Here is a 17,750-nt window from a genome sequence, read left to right as displayed (position 1 = left end):
GCGCTGACGAATCCCGCGACTCACGCTGACGAAAACCCCGACTCGCCGGACGCAAGGTGCACCCGCACCAGCCGCCCGGCGAGTCGGGGTTTTCAGCACACCGAGTCGGGGCTTACAACCCCGCGAGTCGCTAGATTCCGCGGCGCGAGTCGGGGATTTGGCTGGGTGGGGTGGGGTCAGTCCTCGTCGGACGGGGTTCTGGGAGCGGCCAGGACGGTGAACGTGGGTGGGGTGGAACTGCTCAGCGTCAGGCGGCCGCCTTCCGCCTCGGCCAGACCTCGCGCGAGGGCCAGGCCGATGCCGTGACCGGCGGCGTTCTCCGCGCGCCGGGTGAACAACTGGGACTCCGGGATGCTCACGCCGGGTCCCTCGTCCGACACGTCCATGGCCAGCACGCCCGCCGCATCCCGGACCCGCACGGTCACCGTCCCCGCGCCGTGCTTGGCCGCGTTGTCCAGCAGCACCGCCATGATCTGCCGCATGGTCGCGGTCGACGCGCGCGACTCGGGCGCCTGCTGATCGACGACGAGCCGCAGCGCACGCCCCCGTTCGGCGAGCCACGGGCTCCAGGTGCGGTCGATCTCGTCCAGCAGCACCGGCAGGTCCAGCGGGTCCCCGTCGGCGTGCCGCGTGTCCCTGGCCAACGCGAGCAGCTCGTCGATCGTGCGTTCCAGCCGGTCCGCCTCGGTGAGCCCGGCGGTGATCGCGGCACGCGGGTCGGCGTCGGGCTGGTGCAGCGCCGCTTCGAGCCGCAACCGCAACCCGGCGAGCGGCGTCCGCAGCTGGTGCGACGCGTCGGCGGAGAACGCGCGCTCCCTGGCCAGCATGTCGTCCAGGCGCGCGGCCGTGCGGCCCATCGCCCGGCCGACCGAGTCGATCTCGGCGATACCCACCGGCGCCGCGCGGACGCTGAAGTCGCCGTCGCCGAGCCTGCGCGCGGTGCCGGCCAGGTCTTCCAGGGGCGTCGCCAGCCTGCGTGCCTGGCGGCGGGCCACCAGCCAGACGGCCGCGACCGCGACGATCGCCAGCGCCGCCATGGCCAGCCAGGCGATCATCACCTGCTGGTAGAGCCCACTGCGTGAGCTGGCCACCCGGACCGCGCCGATGACGTCGGTCTCGTGCGTGACGGCCACCGCGACCGCCAGCTCGTCGTCCCCGCCGCCGGTGGCGATCCGGCCGCCCAGCGCTTCCTCGACGAGGTCGTCGTTGGCCGGGCCGCGCCCGGCGACCAGGTCACCGTCGCCGTCGTAGACCGCCAGCTCGGTGTTGTCGACACTGGCCGGCAGGCCGGAGGGGCGCTCGCCGTCGTGCAGTTCGGTCGAGACCGACACCGCGGTCGCATCGGCGACCCGGACCAGGTTCGACTCCTCGTGCAGCACCGCGTACCGGGCGATGGCCACCGCCAGCGGCAGCCCGAACAGCCCGATCGCCAGCACCGAGGCCAGCACCGCGAGCCCCACGATGCGAGTGCGCATCAAGTCTCCTCCTGACCCATGTGGTCAGGACGGTAGCTCCAGCCGGTAGCCGTGGCCCCGCAAGGTCATGATCCTCGGGACCGCGCCGAACTCGGCCATGGTCTCCAGCCTGCGGCGCAGCGCCGCGATGTGCACGTCCAGGGTCTTCGTCGGGCCGTGCCAGTGCTCGTCCCACACCTCGGTCATCAAGGTGTGCCTGCTGATCGCCGTGCCCGGCGACGCAACCAGCCGCGCGAGCAGGTCGAACTCCTTGGTGCGCAGGCTCAGCTCCTGCCCGCCGACGGTGACCCTGCGGCTGGACTGGTCAAGCATCAGGTCACCGATCGACGTCGGCTGGGCCTGCGGGTCGGACGGCCCGGAGCGCCGCAGGTGCGCCCGGACCCTGGCCAACAGCTCGCCGAGCCGCACCGGTTTCGTGAGGTAGTCGTCGGCGCCGGCCTCCAGCCCGACGACGACGTCCATCTCCTCGGTACGCGCGGTCAGCATGACCAGCACGGTCTGCGGCTGCGTCGCCCGAATCCGCCGGCACACCTGGATGCCGTCCACGTCGGGCAGACCCAGATCGAGCAGCACCAGCGCGAAGTTCGAGCGCGCCGCCTCGTCGATCGCGCCCTGACCGGTCCGCTGCCACACCACGTCGTGCCCCTGCCCGGACAGACTGGACTTCAGGACACTGCCGATCGTCTCATCGTCCTCGACCACCATGACCCTGGACATGTCAGTAGCGTAGGGATCACCGGAATCGACGGCTGCGGCACTCATACCGGCGACGCTAGGTTCGCGGGCGTAATGGGCTCGGCCGGATTGAGTTAGACGACGGTTAAAAGTGTTCCATCGGTTGATTTTGCCGTCGTCTAACCATGCTCAAAGGTCACCGTTACCCCAGATCATTAACCTTCTTTACATGATCGCACGAGCACGACCCGCCCTCATCGGGCTCAACATCGCGGCCTTCGCGCTCGCCGGGCTGGTGCTGCTCGCCGGCTGCGGTGGCGACTCGGTCGGCACCGGCGGGTCGGGCGGCGTGACTGGGGCGACCGTCCCCGTCGCCCCCGGTGAACCGGGCGCGGGCACGCCGTTGGCGCAGGACAACTGCACCAAGCGCGCGACCGACGCCACGACCATGGCCTCGACGTTGGCGAGCGCTGCCCCCGGCGACCGCATCTGCCTGAGCGGCGACATGGGCAGTGCCCGGGTGACCGTCGAGCAGTCCGGCACCGCGCAGCGCCCGATCGTCGTGCTCGGCGGCGGCAAGACCATCACCGGCGGTATCACCGTCGAGGCGGATTTCGTGCAGATCGACGGCATTCGGGCCAACCGGCCGCAGGCTCCCGGCTTTTCGTTGACCGGCAACAACATCTCGGTCACCAACAGCATCGCGGCGGGCCCCCGCGACGGCGACGGTGACGGCATCCGGTTCTTCGGCTCCAACATCACGATCGCGCACAACACGATCTCCGACACGGTCGGTCAGGACAAGCGGCACGCCGACTGCATGCAGACCTTCGCCACCGATGAGAACCACCCGGCCAGCACCAACATCAAGATCGACAGCAACCGGTGCGAACGGATCGACAACATCTGTCTGATCGCGGAGGGACCGAACAGCGAGGCAGGTGACGGCAGCGGCGAGGGCCAGTCCACCCGGTTCCAGTTCACGAACAACTTCTGCGAGAACCGCGCGGGTCAGGCGGTCTTTCTCGACGACATCAGCGACGTGACGATCAGCAACAACGAGATCACCGGGAAGATCACCAAGGCGTTCGCGCTGCAGAACGAGGCGACCGGCGCCGTCATCAAGGACAACAAGATCAACCCGGCGATCGGCTACGAGGTCGGCATGGACGACTCCTCGGAGGACGGCTACGACGGCCCACCCCCGGGCGGAGCCCCCTGACTCTCCCATCGTGAGTGGCAAGGGCGTCTACCGCGAAGCGGCGCCGAAGGCGTAGACGCCATCGTGAGTGGCAAGGGCGTCTACCGCGGAGCGGCGCCGAAGGCGTAGGCGCTCGGAGCACTCACGACAGCTTTTCCGTCGTGAGTGATCCGGGCGCCTATAGGCGCCCTTGCCACTCACGAGTCGACGGCGAAGCCGAGATGCCTTGAAGCCGGGCACGGGCTAAGCCGGGTACGACGGCCGTGGTCCCGACCCCGTGCACAGAGCGCACAGCCCCGGGGTCCTCACGAGGGGGGTTACCGCATCAGGGGCTGGGGATCGCGGCGAATGTGTCCAGTGCGGTGCGCAGGTGCTCGCGCATCGTGTCGCTGCCCGTGTGGCCAGAGTCCTCGACGACGTGCAGCGTCGCGTCCGGCCACGCATTGGCCAGCTCCCACGCGGTGTCCACAGGGCAGCTCATGTCGAGACGACCGTGCACCAGCACACCGGGGATGCCGGCCAGCCGTCCCGCATCCCGCAGCAGCACGCCTTCCTCCAGCCACGCGCCGTGCGAGAAGTAGTGGGCGCAGATCCGGACGAAGGCCATCATCGCGGCCGGAGGCCGGTCGCTGTAGGTACCGCGACGACCGTTCGGTTCCGCCGAGATGACCGCGTCCTCCCACGCCATCCAGTCCACCGCGGCTTTGGCGCGCACCGAGGCGTCGGGACTTTCCATCAGCCGCGCGTATGCCGCGACCACGTCGTCGTCGGCCACCCCGGCACGGAACCGTTCCCAGGCCTCGGGGAAGAACCGGCCGACGCCCCGGTACAGCCAGTCGATCTCCGAACGCCGGGTCGTGGTGACCGAGGCGATCACCATCTCGGACACCCGTTCCGGGTACCGCTGCGCGTAGGCCAGCATCAGCGTCGACCCCCACGAACCGCCGCGCAGCAGCCAGCGCTCGATGCCGAGGTGTTCGCGCAGCAGCTCCATGTCGGCGATGAGGTGCTCGGTCGTGTTGACGCTCATGTCGGTGGCCGGGTCACTGGCGTGCGGGGTGCTGCGACCGCAGCCGCGCTGGTCGAACAGGACGGCGCGGTAGCGGTCCGGGTCGAACGCCCGGCGCATGTTCGCCGAGCAGCCCGACCCTGGCCCGCCGTGCACCATCAACGCGGGCTTGCCGTCCGGGTTCCCGCAGGTCTCCCAGTACACCTGGTTGCCGTCGCCGACATCCAGCATGCCGTGGTCGTAGGGCTCGGTCGGCGGACAGGGGTCGGTCATGCGCACACCCTTCAGATGAGGTTCCGGTGCCAGGTCAGCATCTCGCAGCGGGTGGCGAGCAGGGGGGCGAGCGGCGGATAGCTGGCCTCCACCGTCCCCCGGCTCACCACCCGGTAGCCCATCCGCGTGTACCAGGAGGCGAGGAAGTCCTTCGACGGATGGTTCCATTCCACCGGCACCAGCAACTCGAGCTGCATGATCTCCAGACCGTCGGCCATGGCTCCGGTCTCGGCGAACCGCACGAGCTGCCGGCCGATGCCGAAGCCTCGCCGGTCCGGGGCCGCGACGAGCATCCCGAACTCGGCGGTCCGCGAGTCCAGCTCGCGCAGCCGCATGGCGCCGACGATCTCGTCGTCCAGCAGGGCGGCCACGATCTCACCCGCGCCGACCAGACTCGTCATCTCCTCGACGGACGTCCGCGCGGCACCGAGCCGCCACAGGCCCTCCTCGGCGACGGCGTAGACCGTGTTGATCAGCTCGGTCAGCTGGGCGACGACGTCGGCGCTCGCCTCCGCCGGCACTACGGCGATCTCCACCGGGTTCCCCATGCGTTGACCCTATTGGGCGGCCGGATGGAGTATCCGAGGCCCGCGGACCAACTATTTGGAGAAACAACCATTGCAGCGTTCGCCCAGGTACGGGAGCCTTCGTCGATCGGCAGCTGAACCCTGGAGAGCAGGAGTGAGGACATGACCGACCACCAGCCACCCCGCATCGTCGACATCAACTGCGACCTCGGCGAGGGTTTCGGCAACTGGGTGATGGGCGCTGATGCGGACATCATGCCGCTGATCACCACCGCGAACGTCGCCTGCGGCTTCCACGGCGGCGATCCGGTGATCATGGGCAGAACCGTCGAGCTGGCCGACCAGCACGGAGTAGTCGTCGGCGCCCACCCCGGTTTCCACGACCTGGAGGGCTTCGGCAGACGGATGATCCCGCTGGATCCCGAGGAGGTCGCGGCGATCATCACCTACCAGGTCGGCGCGCTCACCGGTTTCCTGACGGCGCGGAACATGCCGTTGCACCACGTCAAACCGCACGGCGCGTTCTACGCCTACCTGCGCGACAACGAGACGGCGGGCGCGGCGGCCGCGGCGGCGGTGCACCGGATCGCGCCGGAGACGCTCGTCTACTGGCCGGCACCGGCGCAGGGCGCTGCGTTCTGCGAGGAGCTCGGCGCACTCGGTCACCAGGTGATCACCGAGATCTACCCGGACCTCAGCTACTCCCCCGAAGGCAAGCTGATCATCCAGCGGCGCAAGCTCAAGACCGATCTGGCGTTCGCGTCCTCGCAGGTCAAGCGCTTCCTGACCGAGGGAGTGGTGGCCGCGGAGGACGGCACGCCGATCCGGCACGAGGCGTCCAGCGTGTGCATCCACTCGGACGGGCCGAACGCGGTCGACGTGGCGCACACCGTGCGCGCGGCGATCACCGAGGTCGGTTCGTCCATCGCGGCGATCGGAGCCTGAGCCTCGTGAGTGCCCCCACCCGAACCGACCTGCAGCCGGACGAGAACGGCGTGCTCTACAGCCACGGCGGCGACGAGTGGATCGTCGCGCAGCTCGCCGAGTCGATGAGCCTGAACGCGCACCTGCGCGCCCAGGCCATCACCCGGCGGCTCACCGAGCTGAAGCTGCCGGGTGTGCTGGAGATCTGTCCGGCGAACGCGGCGTACATGCTGCGCGTCGATCCGGACGTGGCGCATCCTCGGGCGATCGTCGAGCGGCTGCGCGAGCTGGCCGACGAGGTCGGCGACGCGGAGGACTTCGTGCTGCAGACCCGGATCGTGGACCTGCCGGTGCTGTTCCGCGACGAATGGACGCACGCCGCGCTCATGCGGTTCCGCGACCGGCACCAGACCCCGGACCGCACCGACCTGGAGTTCGCCGCCGAGCTCAACGGCTACTCGACGGTCGACGAGTTCATCGCCGCGATCGTCGGGACGCCGTTCATCGTCTCCATGATCGGTTTCGTGCCCGCGGTGCCGTGGGGCTACCAGCTGGTGCCTCAGGAGCGGCAGATCGAGGTGCCGAAGTACGTGCGGCCGCGCACGTTCACCCCGGAACGCGCGCTGGGCTGGGGCGGCGGGTTCACCGCCATCTACCCGGTGGACGGGGCGGGTGGCTACCAGCTGTTCGGCATCTGCCCGGGTCCGATGGTCGATCCGGCGCAGCGACTGCACGACTTCGCCGACGGGTTCACCTTCCCCAGGCCCGGCGACCTGTTCCGGTACCGGCAGATCGACCGCGCCGAGTACGACGCGATCCGGAAGACGGTCGACGACGGGTCGTTCCGGTACCGGATCCGGGAGGTCGAGTTCGTGCCGAGCGACTGGTTCGCCGACCCCGAGGCCACGGTCCGCCGTCTGGAAGGAGCGCTCGATGCCGCTTAACGTGCTGCGCCCCGGGCTGATGACGACCGTGCAGGACGGCGGCCGGATCGGGCACTACCACCTGGGCATGCCGCCGTCCGGTGCGATGGACCGCTACGCCTACCGGGTCGGTGCGATGCTGGTCGGCAACGCCGACGGCGAAGCGTGCCTGGAGTGCACCTACTTCGGTCCGGAGATCGAGTTCACCGAGCCGACGTTGATCGCGGTGACCGGCGCCGACCTGCCCGCGAAGATCAACGGTTCGGTCGTGGACGGCTGGACGGCGCATCAGGTCAAGGCCGGTGACGTGCTGTCCTTCGAGTACCTGCGCGGCGGCGCGCGGGCGTACCTGTCGGTCGCGGGCGGCATCGACGTGCCGACGGTGCTGGGCAGCCGGTCCACCTACACGCTGATCGGCAGCGGTGGGCTGGACGGCCGTCCGCTGAAGGAGGGCGACCAGCTGAAGATCGGGACGCCCTCGGCGGACGCCACTGCGGGTGCCAGCGTGCCGGAACGGCTGCGCACCCGGCATCCGGCGCAGGTCGAGCTGCGGGTCGTCGTCGGTCTGTCCAGCTACCGGGTGCAGCCGGACAGCCTGGCCGCGTTCTTCGAGACGGACTGGCGGGTCACCCCGGACGCCAACCGGGTCGGTTACCGCTACCGGGGAGGCAGCATCGACTTCGTGCCGCGCACCCCACCCGCCGGAGCGGGCAGCGACCCGGCCAACGTCGTCGACATCGGCTACCCGATCGGCTCGATCCAGGTGCCCGGCGGTTCCGAGCCGATCGCGTTGCTGCACGACGCGGTGACCGGCGGCGGCTACGCGACGATCGCCACCATCATCAGCGCGGACCTGGCGGCCGCGGGCCAGTCCAAGACCAACGACGTCACCCGCTTCGTCGAGGTCACCCTGGACGAGGCCCTGCAGGCCCGAACCGAGGAATCCACCCGCCTATCCGAGGTCTCGAAGGCCCTCCGTGAGTGCTGAGTGGTTCCACCGCGAAGCGGCGCCGAAGGCGTAGCACCACTTGCCACTCACGACACGCTTTTAGTCGTGAGTGGCAAGTGGTGCTATGGGACCACTCAGCACTCACGGGTACTAGACGCAAGGAGCACACATGGCGCACACCGTGCAAGCCCCCTTCCCCGGCGTGTTCTACCGACGCCCCGACCCCGACTCCGACCCGTTCGTCACCGAGTCCGACACGATCGAAGCGGATACGGTGATCGGGGTCATCGAGGTCATGAAGATGTTCCAGGAGATCCGCGCCGAGCAGGGCGGCACGGTCGCCGAGTTCCTGGTGGAGAACGAGACCTCGGTGGACGCGGGCCAGCCGCTGTTGAGACTGACCTGATGCTGGGCAGGGTGCTGGTCGCCAACCGGGGTGAGATCGCGGTCCGGGTGATCCGGGCCTGCCGCGACCTGGGGATCACGTCGGTCGCGGTGTACTCCGATGCGGACTCCGAGGCGTTGCACGTCGAGCTGGCCGACGAGTCGGTTCCGATCGGGCCGGCGCAGGCGAAGAACAGCTATCTGGACGTCGCCAAGGTCGTCGAGGCCGCACGCGCAAGCGGCTGCGACGCGGTCCATCCCGGCTACGGTTTCCTGTCCGAGAACCCCCGGCTCGCGCGGGCCTGCACGGACGCCGGGATCGCGTTCGTCGGGCCGTCCGCCGAGGTGATCGAGCGGGTCGGGGACAAGGTGTCGGCGCGGGTCGCGGCGCGTAACGCCACCGTGCCTGTGGTGCCGGGCAGCGACCGGTTGGACGACGCCGAGGAGGCGCTGCGCTACGCGAAGGACGTCGGTTTCCCGGTGCTGCTCAAGGCCGCGGCCGGTGGCGGTGGGCGCGGCATCCGGCGCGTCGATGCCGACGACGAGCTGGTCGGGGCGTTCAAGGAGGCCTCCCGCGAGGCGCAGGGCGCGTTCGGTGACGGCGGGCTGTTCGTCGAGAAGCTCATCGATCCGGCGCGGCACGTGGAGATTCAGATCCTCGCCGACGGCGAGGGGAACGCGGTGCACCTGGGCGAGCGGGAATGCTCGCTGCAGCGCAGGCGGCAGAAGCTCGTCGAGGAGGCTCCGGCCCCCGGGCTGCCCGACCAGCCGCGCGCCGAACTGGGTGCGGCGGCGGTGCGGCTGGCGGGTGAGGTCGGCTATGTCGGCGCGGGGACCGTCGAGTTCCTCGTCGACCCTCGGGACTGGTCGTTCTACTTCATCGAGGTCAACGCCCGGATCCAGGTGGAGCACGGGGTCACCGAGCTGGTCACCGGGGTCGACCTGGTCGCGGCTCAGCTGCGCATCGCGGGCGGCGGCACGGTCGGCTTCGCGCAGGAGGAGCTGGACACACGGGGAACCGCGATCGAGTTCCGGATCAACGCCGAGGACCCGGAACGCGGCTTCTTCCCCTCGCCGGGCACGCTGTCGCTGCTGCGGCTGCCGTCCGGTCCCGGGGTGCGGGTCGACACCGGGTTCGAGACCGGCAAGGCCATCCCGCCGTACTACGACTCGCTGCTGGCCAAGCTCATGGTGTGGGCTCCGGACCGCAACACAGCGCTGGCCAGGGCCGACCGCGCGCTGTCCGAGCTGACCGTGGAGGGCGTCGCGTCGACCAGGGACCTGCACCGCCGGATCGTCGCCTGGGACGACTTCCGCGCCGCCACCTTCACCACGACCTCCCTGGAACACTTCCTGAACCCAGGATCGTGAGTGTTGAGTATGGCTATAGCCATACTCAACACTCACGAGGTGAGCAGGAGGGACAGGTAGATCTCGGCCAGGACCGGGGCCGCTCGCAGGTCGCGGCCCAGGAGGGTGCGGATTCGCTCCAGGCGGTGGCGCACGCTGTTCTCGTGGACGTGCAACGCGCGGGCCGTCGCCGGGACGCTGAGCGACGTCCCCAGGTAGTGCCGCAGCGTCTCGATCAGGAACTCCTGGCCGTTCAACGGCGCCAGCACGTCGGCCGCCCGCGCCGCGACCCGGTCCACCCCGGAGTCGAGCACGAGCCATTCCAGCAGGCCCAGCTCGTCGTAGCGGGCGATCGGTTCGCCGGGCAGCAGCCGTGCCCTGGCCAGTGCCAGCACCGCGTCCGCGCCGGAGGTACGCACGCCGTCCGGTCCGGTCGATTCCCGGCCGACGCCGACCGCCTCGGCCCCGGTGGCCTCACGCAGCTGCTCGGCGAGGTCCGCCGACGGTGACCAGACCATCAGACGGTCATCGACGCAGGTCAGCAAGTGCGGTACCCGTCGGACGGTGAGCAGCTGGCGTGCCGTGACGAGCGCGTCGGCCGGTTCGGCACAGCTCAGCGCGAGCACCCGGGCCGGCTCGTCGAGATCGATGCCCAGCGTCCGCGCCCGGTCCCTCGGCTCATCCTCCGAGGCCGGACCCAGCAGCCGCGCCAGCAGCTCCTGACCGGCCATCCGCCGCGCCGTCACCTCACCGGCGCGGACCCGCGCGACGCCCTCCAGGAGCTTCCCGACCATGATCAGCGCTCGCAGGATGAGCGGCACCGCGAGCGACCCCCGGGACACCTCCAGCAGCACCCAGAACAGGACCTCGCCGTCCACGGTCACCGCCGTGGCGAACAGCCCGTCCTCGTCGACGACCTCGACCGGCGGCCCGGTCAGCTCCACGCGCGCCAGCCGTCGCCATCGACGTGTCGCCTCGACCGTCGAGGTGGAGCTGAACACCGCGGTCCCGTCGGTGTGGTGCAGTGAGCTCCCGCAGTGCAGCAGCCGGGCCAGCCCGCCGACCAGCGCGGTCTCCGGTTCGGGCTCCCCGAGCGCCCTGACCAGGGTGTCGGTGATGACGGCCGACCGGCGGAACGCACGCAGGTCCTGGGACAGCACCGCCTCGTCGACCGCCCGCACGATCTCCCGGAACGGCGTCTCCTCGGGCACCTCGAACACCGGGAAGTCCCTCCTGCGCGCCTCGTCCAGCAGCGCGGGCGGCACGTCCTCGAACACGATCCGCACACCGAACCCCAGCGCCACCGCGCCGCTCTCGGCCAGCTCGGCGATGAGCCCGCGCTGCGCGGCCTCGTCGCCAAGCAGCCGGATACCGGTGGTCAGCACGACCCATTGCGGCGGCACCCAGCGCGACGGGTTCGGTGCCTCGACGACGTGCGCGCCGAGCACGGTGCGCCGCGCCGTGTGAGCGTTGCTGACCAGCGGTCGTAACCCGAACTCGCGGTGCCCGAACACCTCGTCGAGGATCACCGGCACCTCCGGCATTGGAGAAAGCCACTGCCCGTCGGCAGCCTTGTTTCGGAATCAATCATTTCTTCGGCCAGGCTATCGCCGTTACGGTCGGTTCGTGAGCCGCGCAGAGAACCCGCTTTGGCACCCGTTCGCCTCGATGCCCCAGGTCCGCAGCAAGAAGCTGACGATCACCCGCGCGAAGGACGTCTGGGTGTGGGACGACGCGGGCACCCGCTACTTCGACGCGACCGCCGCGCTCTGGTACTCGAACGCCGGGCACGGCCGCACCGAGATCGTCGAGGCGGTCGCCGCGCAACTCATGAAGCTCGACGCGTACCAGATCTTCGGTGACTTCGCGAACGAGCCGGCCCTCGAGCTGGCGCAGCTGGTCGCCGACCGTGCGCCGATCGACGACGCGAAGGTGTTCTTCACCAGCGGCGGCGGCGACTCGATCGACACCGCCGCGAAGATCGCCAGGGCGCACTTCGCGGCCACCGGCCAGCCGGAACGCACGATCCTGCTGTCCCGCGACCACTCCTACCACGGCACCCACGGCCTGGGGACCTCGCTGGCCGGCATCCCGGCGAACCGGATCAGCGGCCCGTTCGTCCCCGACGTGCTGCAGGTCTCGCACGACGACGCGACGTCGGTGGAGAAGACCATCGTGGACGTCGGCCCCGAGCGGGTCGCGGCGTTCTTCGCCGAGCCGGTGATCGGCGCGGGCGGTGTCATCCCGCCGGCTCCCGGTTATCTGGAGGCCTGTGCGGACGTGTGCCGCCGTCACGGCGTGCTGTTCATCGCGGACGCGGTGATCTGCGGTTTCGGCAGGCTGGGCAACTGGTTCGGCATCGAGCGCTTCGGCATCCGCCCGGACCTTGCGGTGTTCGCCAAGGGCATCACGAGCGGTCACCAGCCGCTCGGCGGTGTGGTCGCGTCCGGCCAGGTCGCCGCCCCCTTCTGGGACGCGCCCGGCGCCCCGTTCCGCCACGGCCAGACCTACGCCGGTCACCCCGCCGCCTGCGCGGCGGGCATCGCCAACATCGCCCTGATGGAGCGGGAGGGCCTGCTCGACCGGGCACTGCAGCTGGAGGGTCCTCTGCTGGAGCGTCTCCAGACCCTGGCCGACCATCCGATGGTCTCCCAGGTCCGAGGTGGCACCGGTTTCCTGGCCGCTCTGGAGCTGGCTCCCGACCGCCTCGAGGCGACCCCCGGCCTGCCCGGCAAGGTGGCGGACGCGGTACGCGAGCACGGCGTCCTGGTCCGCCCGATGGTCACCTCGGTGGGCGTCTCCCCGCCCCTGACGGCAACCGAGGCCAACCTCGACCAGCTCCTGGACGCCTTCAAGGCAGGCCTGGACCAGGTCTGACCCCGTCCCCGCGAGTCGGGCACGCGAGCACACCAAGTCGGGAATCCAGCACACGACTTCATGCCAAAACGACCGACTCGGTGTGCTGAGAAGCCCGACTCGCGCAAAGCTCTTAAGCTGCGCGTGACATCCAGAAGCAGAGCCCCGAACGCAACCACAGCAAGGCCAGCAACAGCAAAGCCGACCACGGCAAAGTCGGCTCCGCGAGTCTGGAGAAGGAGTTCCGGCGAAGGCCGGCGTACTGAATGTCCGCACCCAGGCTCCCCAGCCGAACGGCGGCTCCCAGCGTGACAACAAGCGCGCGCTCAGCCGAGGAACGAGGCTTGTTTTTCTGGGAGTACCCCCGACGGCGAAGCCGAGGGGGTGGTCACAGAAAAACTCCGCGCGAAACAGGCCCAAAGGAACGAGCCATGAACTCAGAGGAACAAGCCGTCGTCGACACCGTTCGCGCGTTCGTCGACCGCGAGGTTCGGCCGGTCGCCCGGGAGCTGGAACACGGCAACACCTATCCCGAGAAGCTCATCGAGCAGATGAAGCAGCTGGGTATCTTCGGGCTGGCCATCCCGGAGCCATGGGGTGAGGCTCCGGTGTCGATGCCCTGCTACGCGATGGTCACCGCGGAGCTGGCGCGCGGCTGGATGAGCCTGGCCGGCGCGATGGGCGGGCACACCGTCGTGTCGAAGCTGCTGCTGCACTTCGGCACCGACGAGCAGAAGGACCGCTATCTGCCGAAGATGGCGACCGGCGAGATCCGGGCGACGATGGCGCTCACCGAGCCCGGCGGCGGCTCCGATCTGCAGGCGATGACCACGAACGCGCGCCGCGACGGCGAGCACTACGTCGTCAACGGGTCGAAGACATGGATCACCAACTCGCGGCGTTCCCAGCTGATCGCGCTCATGTGCAAGACCGACCCGAGCGCCGAGCCGAAGCACCGGGGCGTGTCGATCCTGCTGGTCGAGCACGGCCCCGGCCTCACGGTGTCCCGCGACCTGCCGAAGCTGGGCTACAAGGGTGTGGAGAGCTGCGAGCTGTCGTTCGACGACATGCGCGTGCCCACCGACACGCTGCTCGGCGGCACCGAGGGCAAGGGTTTCGCCCAGATGATGAAGGGCCTGGAGACGGGCCGTATCCAGGTGGCGTCCCGCGCGCTCGGCGTCGGCCGGGCCGCGCTGGACGATGCGCTGCGCTACGCCCAGGAACGGGAGAGCTTCGGCAAACCGATCTGGCAGCACCAGTCGATCGGCAACTACCTGGCGGACATGGCGACCAAGTGGACCGCGGCGCGCGAGCTGATCCTGCTCGCGGCCCGCAAGGCCGAGGCGGGCGAGCGGGTCGACATGGAGGCAGGCATGGCGAAGCTGTTCGCCTCCGAGGTGGCCATGGAGATCGCGCTCAACGCGGTCCGCATCCACGGCGGCTACGGCTACTCGACCGAGTTCGACGTGGAGCGGTACTTCCGGGACGCACCACTGATGATCGTGGGCGAGGGCACCAACGAGATTCAGCGCAACGTCATCGCCGCGCAGCTGGTCAAGCGCGGCGGCGTCGACTGATCAGGGTCGGCCGACGACTCCGCAACCTGAATTCACAGAACACTCTCAGGCTGGTCACAGCCCCGTTCGAGGGTGGTGAACTGTGACCCCCCGTGTCGCGCGCCATGCCCGGGAAGGGTGATGATGGGGTGTGGCCGGTGCGAGCCGGAGCACTCGAATCGCGGGGAGACTACGGACGAAGATGAGCAGTGGCGCCGGACTCCTGAACCGATCCGGTCAATCAGGCGGAGCACCACCTCCTGGTCGACCGGACGTCGCACCCCGATGGGCCCATCGCGGTCTGGGTGCGGCCTCGATCCTGGTTGCGGTCGTCGCCCTGATCACCGCGACGAGTGGGCCCGGCGCGGTGAGCAGCACACTGGCGGACAAGCCCGAGGCACCGCCGCCACCGCAGGCCGTCGTGGCGATCCAGTCCGGTACGACCACCCCGATCAACCCGGCGACCCCGATCAACGTCGCCGTCCAGCACGGCACGCTGCAGAACGTCCAGGTCACCGACACGAAGACCGGCAAGAAGATCGACGGCCAGCTGGCCGCCGACTCGGCCAGCTGGGGCACCACGGTCGGGCTCAGCTACGCCGACAGCTACCAGATCGACGCCACCGCGATCGGCCCCGACCACCAGGTCGTGCACCAGACCGGCACGATCACCACGATCAAGCCCGCGATCCAGGCGTACCCGTCGTTCATCCCCGCGCCCAGCCAGAACAACGTCGGCGTCGGCCAGCCGCTGGTGGTGAAGTTCGACCACCCGGTGACCGACAAGGCCGCGGCGGAGAAGGCGCTGACCGTGACGAGCAGTCCGGAGCAGGCAGGCGGCTGGTACTGGATCTCGCCGAGCGAGGTCCACTACCGCCCGCAGGTCTACTGGCAGCCGAACACGACGATCAACCTGACCGCCAACATGTTCGGCGTCGACCTGGGCAAGGGCACCTTCGGCGAGACCAACCGGTCCGAGACGGTCAAGGTGCACGACTCGTGGATCGCCAAGGCCGACGGCAAGTCCGAGACGATGAACATCTACCAGAACGGCAACCTGGTCAAGACGATGCCGATCAGCCTCGGCTCGGCGAAGTACCCGTCCCACGTCGGCCCGCACATCGTGTCCGACAAGCAGCCGACGATGACCATGGACTCCTGCACCTACGGCGTCTGCGAAGGTCAGGCCGGCTACTACAAGGAGAAGGTCGACCAGGACGTCCGCATCTCCAACGACGGCGAGTTCGTCCACTCGGCACCCTGGTCGACGGGCCAGCAGGGCGACTCGAACGTCTCCCACGGCTGCGTGAACCTGAGCCCCGCCAACGCCAAGTGGTTCTTCGACCACTTCAACGTGGGCGACGTGGTCGAGATCACGAACAGCGGCGGCCCCCCGCTCCCCGTCTACGACACCTACGGCGACTGGGAACCCACCTGGGACCAGTGGCAAGCCGGAAGCGCTGTGCATTAAAGCCTGTTTCGCGCGGAGTTTTTCTGTGACCACCCCGGCTCGCGTAAACGCTCGCTGGGGTGCTCCCAGAAAAACAAGCTCCTTCGTCGCCAAGCGCGCGCTTGTCTGGTCGCGTTCTGCTTCGCCCGTTGCGTTCTCTGCAGTGCTTCGCACTGAACCCCCTTGCGGGGAGACTTGCGGAGCCAGCTGTGTGGGTGGCGTGATCCCGCGGTGTTTTCATGATCACCACGGCGTGGTGGCTGTTTTTCGCGCTGAGATCAGCCATGGGGCCGTGGTGATCATGGAAACGGGCGACGCCGCGCACCGTGTGGTCACCCAACCTGTGCACTGCACCCCCTGGGCGCGGCGCAGCCGTGGCCGCCTTTGGCTCCGCAGACTCCCCCGTCCCCGCGATCCTGGCCTGCACTTGGCGTGGTCGGGCGGTGTCAACCCTGAAACCTCGCCCCCGAACATCGGACAGCCGCGCAGACCAGCGAGGCCGGCGAAGCCGGGGGTTGATACCGCCCGACCACGCCAAGACACTCGATGGCCAGCGGGGACAAACCACTGCACCCCGATGGCAAGCCGGGGACGAGAACTAAGCGAACGCCTCCGCAATACTGAGGCTGTCCTCGTAGACGTGGTACCGGGTGATCAACCCGTCCTCCACCGTGATCCGCAACGCGCAGTGCGCCGTGTAGCCACGACCGGTGGCCCGAGCGGTCTGGCGGATCTCGGTGAGCAGTACGGCATCGACCCCATCGACGAGAACCGTCGGCACGACAGGCGCCCGACCGTCCGGCCCGTGGTGGGCGACCAGCTCACGGAACAGCTCGGCCATGTCCGCCTTGGTCGACCGGTCCCGGATCCACGGCGTCGCGGGGTACTCACGCGCAGGCCAGTTCACCAGCCAGTCGACCTTGTCCGCGAACAGCTCCGCCGCCCCTTCCGCGTCGCCAGCACCGAGCCTGGCGAGAAACGCCGAGGCGACGGCCCGAGTGCTGGTCGCCGGAACGATCGGAACAGCGAACTGGACGTCTCGCACGATCCGGCCGGAGTCGTCGAGCTCGGCGAAGATCACGCCGGTCCAGAGCAGGTCGCCGCCTCCGGACGGCAGCATGTGCGTCCGGAAGGTGATCATGTTGCTGTGCGTCGAGGCGTCCTCGGCGGAGACGAAGACGTGTCCGGCACCGGCGACGAACTGCTCGTATGCGCTGGTCACGCGCGCTTCCAGCTCCTGATGGCCCCGGTACTGGACCGATCCGAGCACCTCGACGCCGTCAGGCGCCCACAGCCCGGCGACCAGAGCGCGCCGGGCGTCCGGGTCGGGCTCGTTCCACACGGAGACGTAGCGGTTGACGAAGGATTCGATCTCGAAAGGAGGCATGGCCACACGCTAAGACCGGTTCACTGCCATCTTCTGTCAGTGGGAACCGCCTCGGGTAGAACGAGGTTGGCCGCGCCGTCGACGGTCAGGACCGAGCCGGACAGGTACGTCGACTCGTCGCCGACAAGGAACGCGATCGCGTCGGCAACCTCGGACGGGTTGCACAGCCGCCGCAGCGGGAACCATTCGGCGAGCTCGGCGCGGCCGGACTGCTCGGCCCAGCGGTGCTCGTTGCGGGGTACCGGGACGAAGCCGGGGCGCACGACGTTGCAGCGCAGACCGACCCGCCCGAGCTCCACGGCCGCGACCCTGGCCAGCGCTTCGAGCGCGGCCTTGCCCATGGCGTAGGCGGCCTGGCCGGGCACCACTCCGGCGGCCTGGACCGAGCTGACCAGCACCGCCGAGCTGGGGCCCTGCGCACGGCCGGCGAGTGCCCTGATCGCGGAGTGCGCGGACACCGCACCCAGGTCCAGCGCCCACATCAGGTCCTCACGGTCCTGGTCGAGCAGCGCACCCCGGTGTTCGGCGAGCACGCAGTGCACCAGCCCGGCCACCGGGTGCCCGCCGAGTGCTTCGAACGCGTTGTCGAGCGCCATCTCCTCCCGGGCGTCGCCGACCACCGGGACGCACCCGGGGCCGGCCAGCTCCTTGACCCGAGCGTCGACGTCCAGCGCCGCGACCACCCAGCCGTCGGCGATCAACCGCCGGACGGTGGCGGCTCCGATGCCACCCGCCGCCCCGATCACCACTGCTCCCCGACTTGTCACTGTGTTCCCTTTTCCCTCACCTGCCGCGACTGCATCACGTCGCA

At 69.5% G+C, this 17,750-nt stretch carries 16 protein-coding genes; 9 read left to right on the top strand and 7 right to left on the bottom strand.

Annotated elements, in window-relative coordinates:
* Nucleotides 1-176: 176 nt before the first annotated feature.
* Nucleotides 177-1,475, bottom strand: coding sequence for a sensor histidine kinase (locus G406_RS0138440; RefSeq protein ID WP_028937974.1), 1,299 nt, complete (start codon nucleotides 1,473-1,475; stop codon nucleotides 177-179).
* Nucleotides 1,476-1,499: 24 nt separating this feature from the next.
* Nucleotides 1,500-2,192 (bottom strand): response regulator transcription factor, encoded by a 693-nt coding sequence (locus tag G406_RS0138435; protein WP_028937973.1) that lies wholly within the window; start codon nucleotides 2,190-2,192, stop codon nucleotides 1,500-1,502.
* A gap of 187 nt (nucleotides 2,193-2,379) precedes the next feature.
* Here G406_RS0138435 and G406_RS52470 point away from each other — a divergent pair, with 187 nt between their 5' ends.
* Nucleotides 2,380-3,372 carry a right-handed parallel beta-helix repeat-containing protein gene (locus tag G406_RS52470; RefSeq protein WP_051343243.1) on the top strand — a complete coding sequence of 331 codons (993 nt, stop codon included), beginning with the start codon at nucleotides 2,380-2,382 and terminating at the stop codon, nucleotides 3,370-3,372.
* Between the two features lie 304 nt (nucleotides 3,373-3,676).
* Here G406_RS52470 and pip read toward each other — a convergent pair whose 3' ends face one another.
* Nucleotides 3,677-4,633, bottom strand: coding sequence for a prolyl aminopeptidase (gene pip / locus G406_RS0138425; protein ID WP_028937972.1), 957 nt, complete (start codon nucleotides 4,631-4,633; stop codon nucleotides 3,677-3,679).
* Nucleotides 4,634-4,644: 11 nt separating this feature from the next.
* On the bottom strand, nucleotides 4,645-5,181 hold the full coding sequence (locus G406_RS0138420; protein ID WP_051343242.1) for a GNAT family N-acetyltransferase: 537 nt from the start codon (nucleotides 5,179-5,181) through the stop codon (nucleotides 4,645-4,647).
* Between the two features lie 141 nt (nucleotides 5,182-5,322).
* On the opposite strand from G406_RS0138420, the gene G406_RS0138415 reads away from it, so the two are divergent.
* From G406_RS0138415 to G406_RS0138395, 5 genes are all read left to right on the top strand, one after another.
* Nucleotides 5,323-6,105 carry a 5-oxoprolinase subunit PxpA gene (locus G406_RS0138415; RefSeq protein WP_037080731.1) on the top strand — a complete coding sequence of 261 codons (783 nt, stop codon included), beginning with the start codon at nucleotides 5,323-5,325 and terminating at the stop codon, nucleotides 6,103-6,105.
* A 5-nt stretch (nucleotides 6,106-6,110) separates the two neighbouring features.
* Nucleotides 6,111-7,028 (top strand): 5-oxoprolinase subunit B family protein, encoded by a 918-nt coding sequence (locus tag G406_RS0138410; protein WP_245607366.1) that lies wholly within the window; start codon nucleotides 6,111-6,113, stop codon nucleotides 7,026-7,028.
* Complete coding sequence (locus G406_RS0138405) at nucleotides 7,018-7,995, top strand: 5-oxoprolinase subunit C family protein (protein ID WP_028937968.1); 978 nt, start codon at nucleotides 7,018-7,020, stop codon at nucleotides 7,993-7,995. Before G406_RS0138410 ends, G406_RS0138405 begins: the two co-directional genes overlap by 11 nt.
* A 130-nt stretch (nucleotides 7,996-8,125) precedes the next feature.
* Entirely contained in the window at nucleotides 8,126-8,362 is a 237-nt protein-coding gene (locus G406_RS0138400; protein ID WP_028938033.1) for an acetyl-CoA carboxylase, read from the top strand.
* Nucleotides 8,362-9,711, top strand: a complete 1,350-nt coding sequence (locus G406_RS0138395) for an acetyl-CoA carboxylase biotin carboxylase subunit (protein WP_156935371.1) — start codon at nucleotides 8,362-8,364, stop codon at nucleotides 9,709-9,711. Before G406_RS0138400 ends, G406_RS0138395 begins: the two co-directional genes overlap by 1 nt.
* A 32-nt stretch (nucleotides 9,712-9,743) precedes the next feature.
* Here the strand turns inward: G406_RS0138395 and G406_RS0138390 are convergent, their stop codons facing one another.
* On the bottom strand, nucleotides 9,744-11,234 hold the full coding sequence (locus tag G406_RS0138390; RefSeq protein WP_028937966.1) for a PucR family transcriptional regulator: 1,491 nt from the start codon (nucleotides 11,232-11,234) through the stop codon (nucleotides 9,744-9,746).
* 82 nt (nucleotides 11,235-11,316) lie between these two features.
* Here G406_RS0138390 and G406_RS0138385 point away from each other — a divergent pair, with 82 nt between their 5' ends.
* From G406_RS0138385 to G406_RS52465, 3 genes are all read left to right on the top strand, one after another.
* Nucleotides 11,317-12,567 carry an aminotransferase family protein gene (locus G406_RS0138385; protein WP_342666270.1) on the top strand — a complete coding sequence of 417 codons (1,251 nt, stop codon included), beginning with the start codon at nucleotides 11,317-11,319 and terminating at the stop codon, nucleotides 12,565-12,567.
* A gap of 410 nt (nucleotides 12,568-12,977) precedes the next feature.
* On the top strand, nucleotides 12,978-14,123 hold the full coding sequence (locus tag G406_RS0138380) for an acyl-CoA dehydrogenase family protein (RefSeq protein ID WP_028937964.1): 1,146 nt from the start codon (nucleotides 12,978-12,980) through the stop codon (nucleotides 14,121-14,123).
* Between the two features lie 346 nt (nucleotides 14,124-14,469).
* Nucleotides 14,470-15,573 carry a L,D-transpeptidase gene (locus G406_RS52465; RefSeq protein WP_245607365.1) on the top strand — a complete coding sequence of 368 codons (1,104 nt, stop codon included), beginning with the start codon at nucleotides 14,470-14,472 and terminating at the stop codon, nucleotides 15,571-15,573.
* A 577-nt stretch (nucleotides 15,574-16,150) separates the two neighbouring features.
* Here G406_RS52465 and G406_RS56345 read toward each other — a convergent pair.
* Nucleotides 16,151-16,939, bottom strand: a complete 789-nt coding sequence (locus G406_RS56345) for a nuclear transport factor 2 family protein (RefSeq protein ID WP_084216691.1) — start codon at nucleotides 16,937-16,939, stop codon at nucleotides 16,151-16,153.
* A 20-nt stretch (nucleotides 16,940-16,959) separates the two neighbouring features.
* On the bottom strand, nucleotides 16,960-17,685 hold the full coding sequence (locus tag G406_RS52460) for an SDR family oxidoreductase (RefSeq protein ID WP_245607364.1): 726 nt from the start codon (nucleotides 17,683-17,685) through the stop codon (nucleotides 16,960-16,962).
* Between the last annotated feature and the right edge of the window lie 65 nt (nucleotides 17,686-17,750).

Source organism: Actinospineispora spinosispora DSM 44797 (assembly GCF_000429025.1).
GTDB lineage: Bacteria > Actinomycetota > Actinomycetes > Mycobacteriales > Pseudonocardiaceae > Pseudonocardia > Pseudonocardia spinosispora.
The sequence above is the reverse complement of the archived record's forward strand: the minus strand, read 5'-3'. Positions and strand labels throughout refer to the sequence as shown.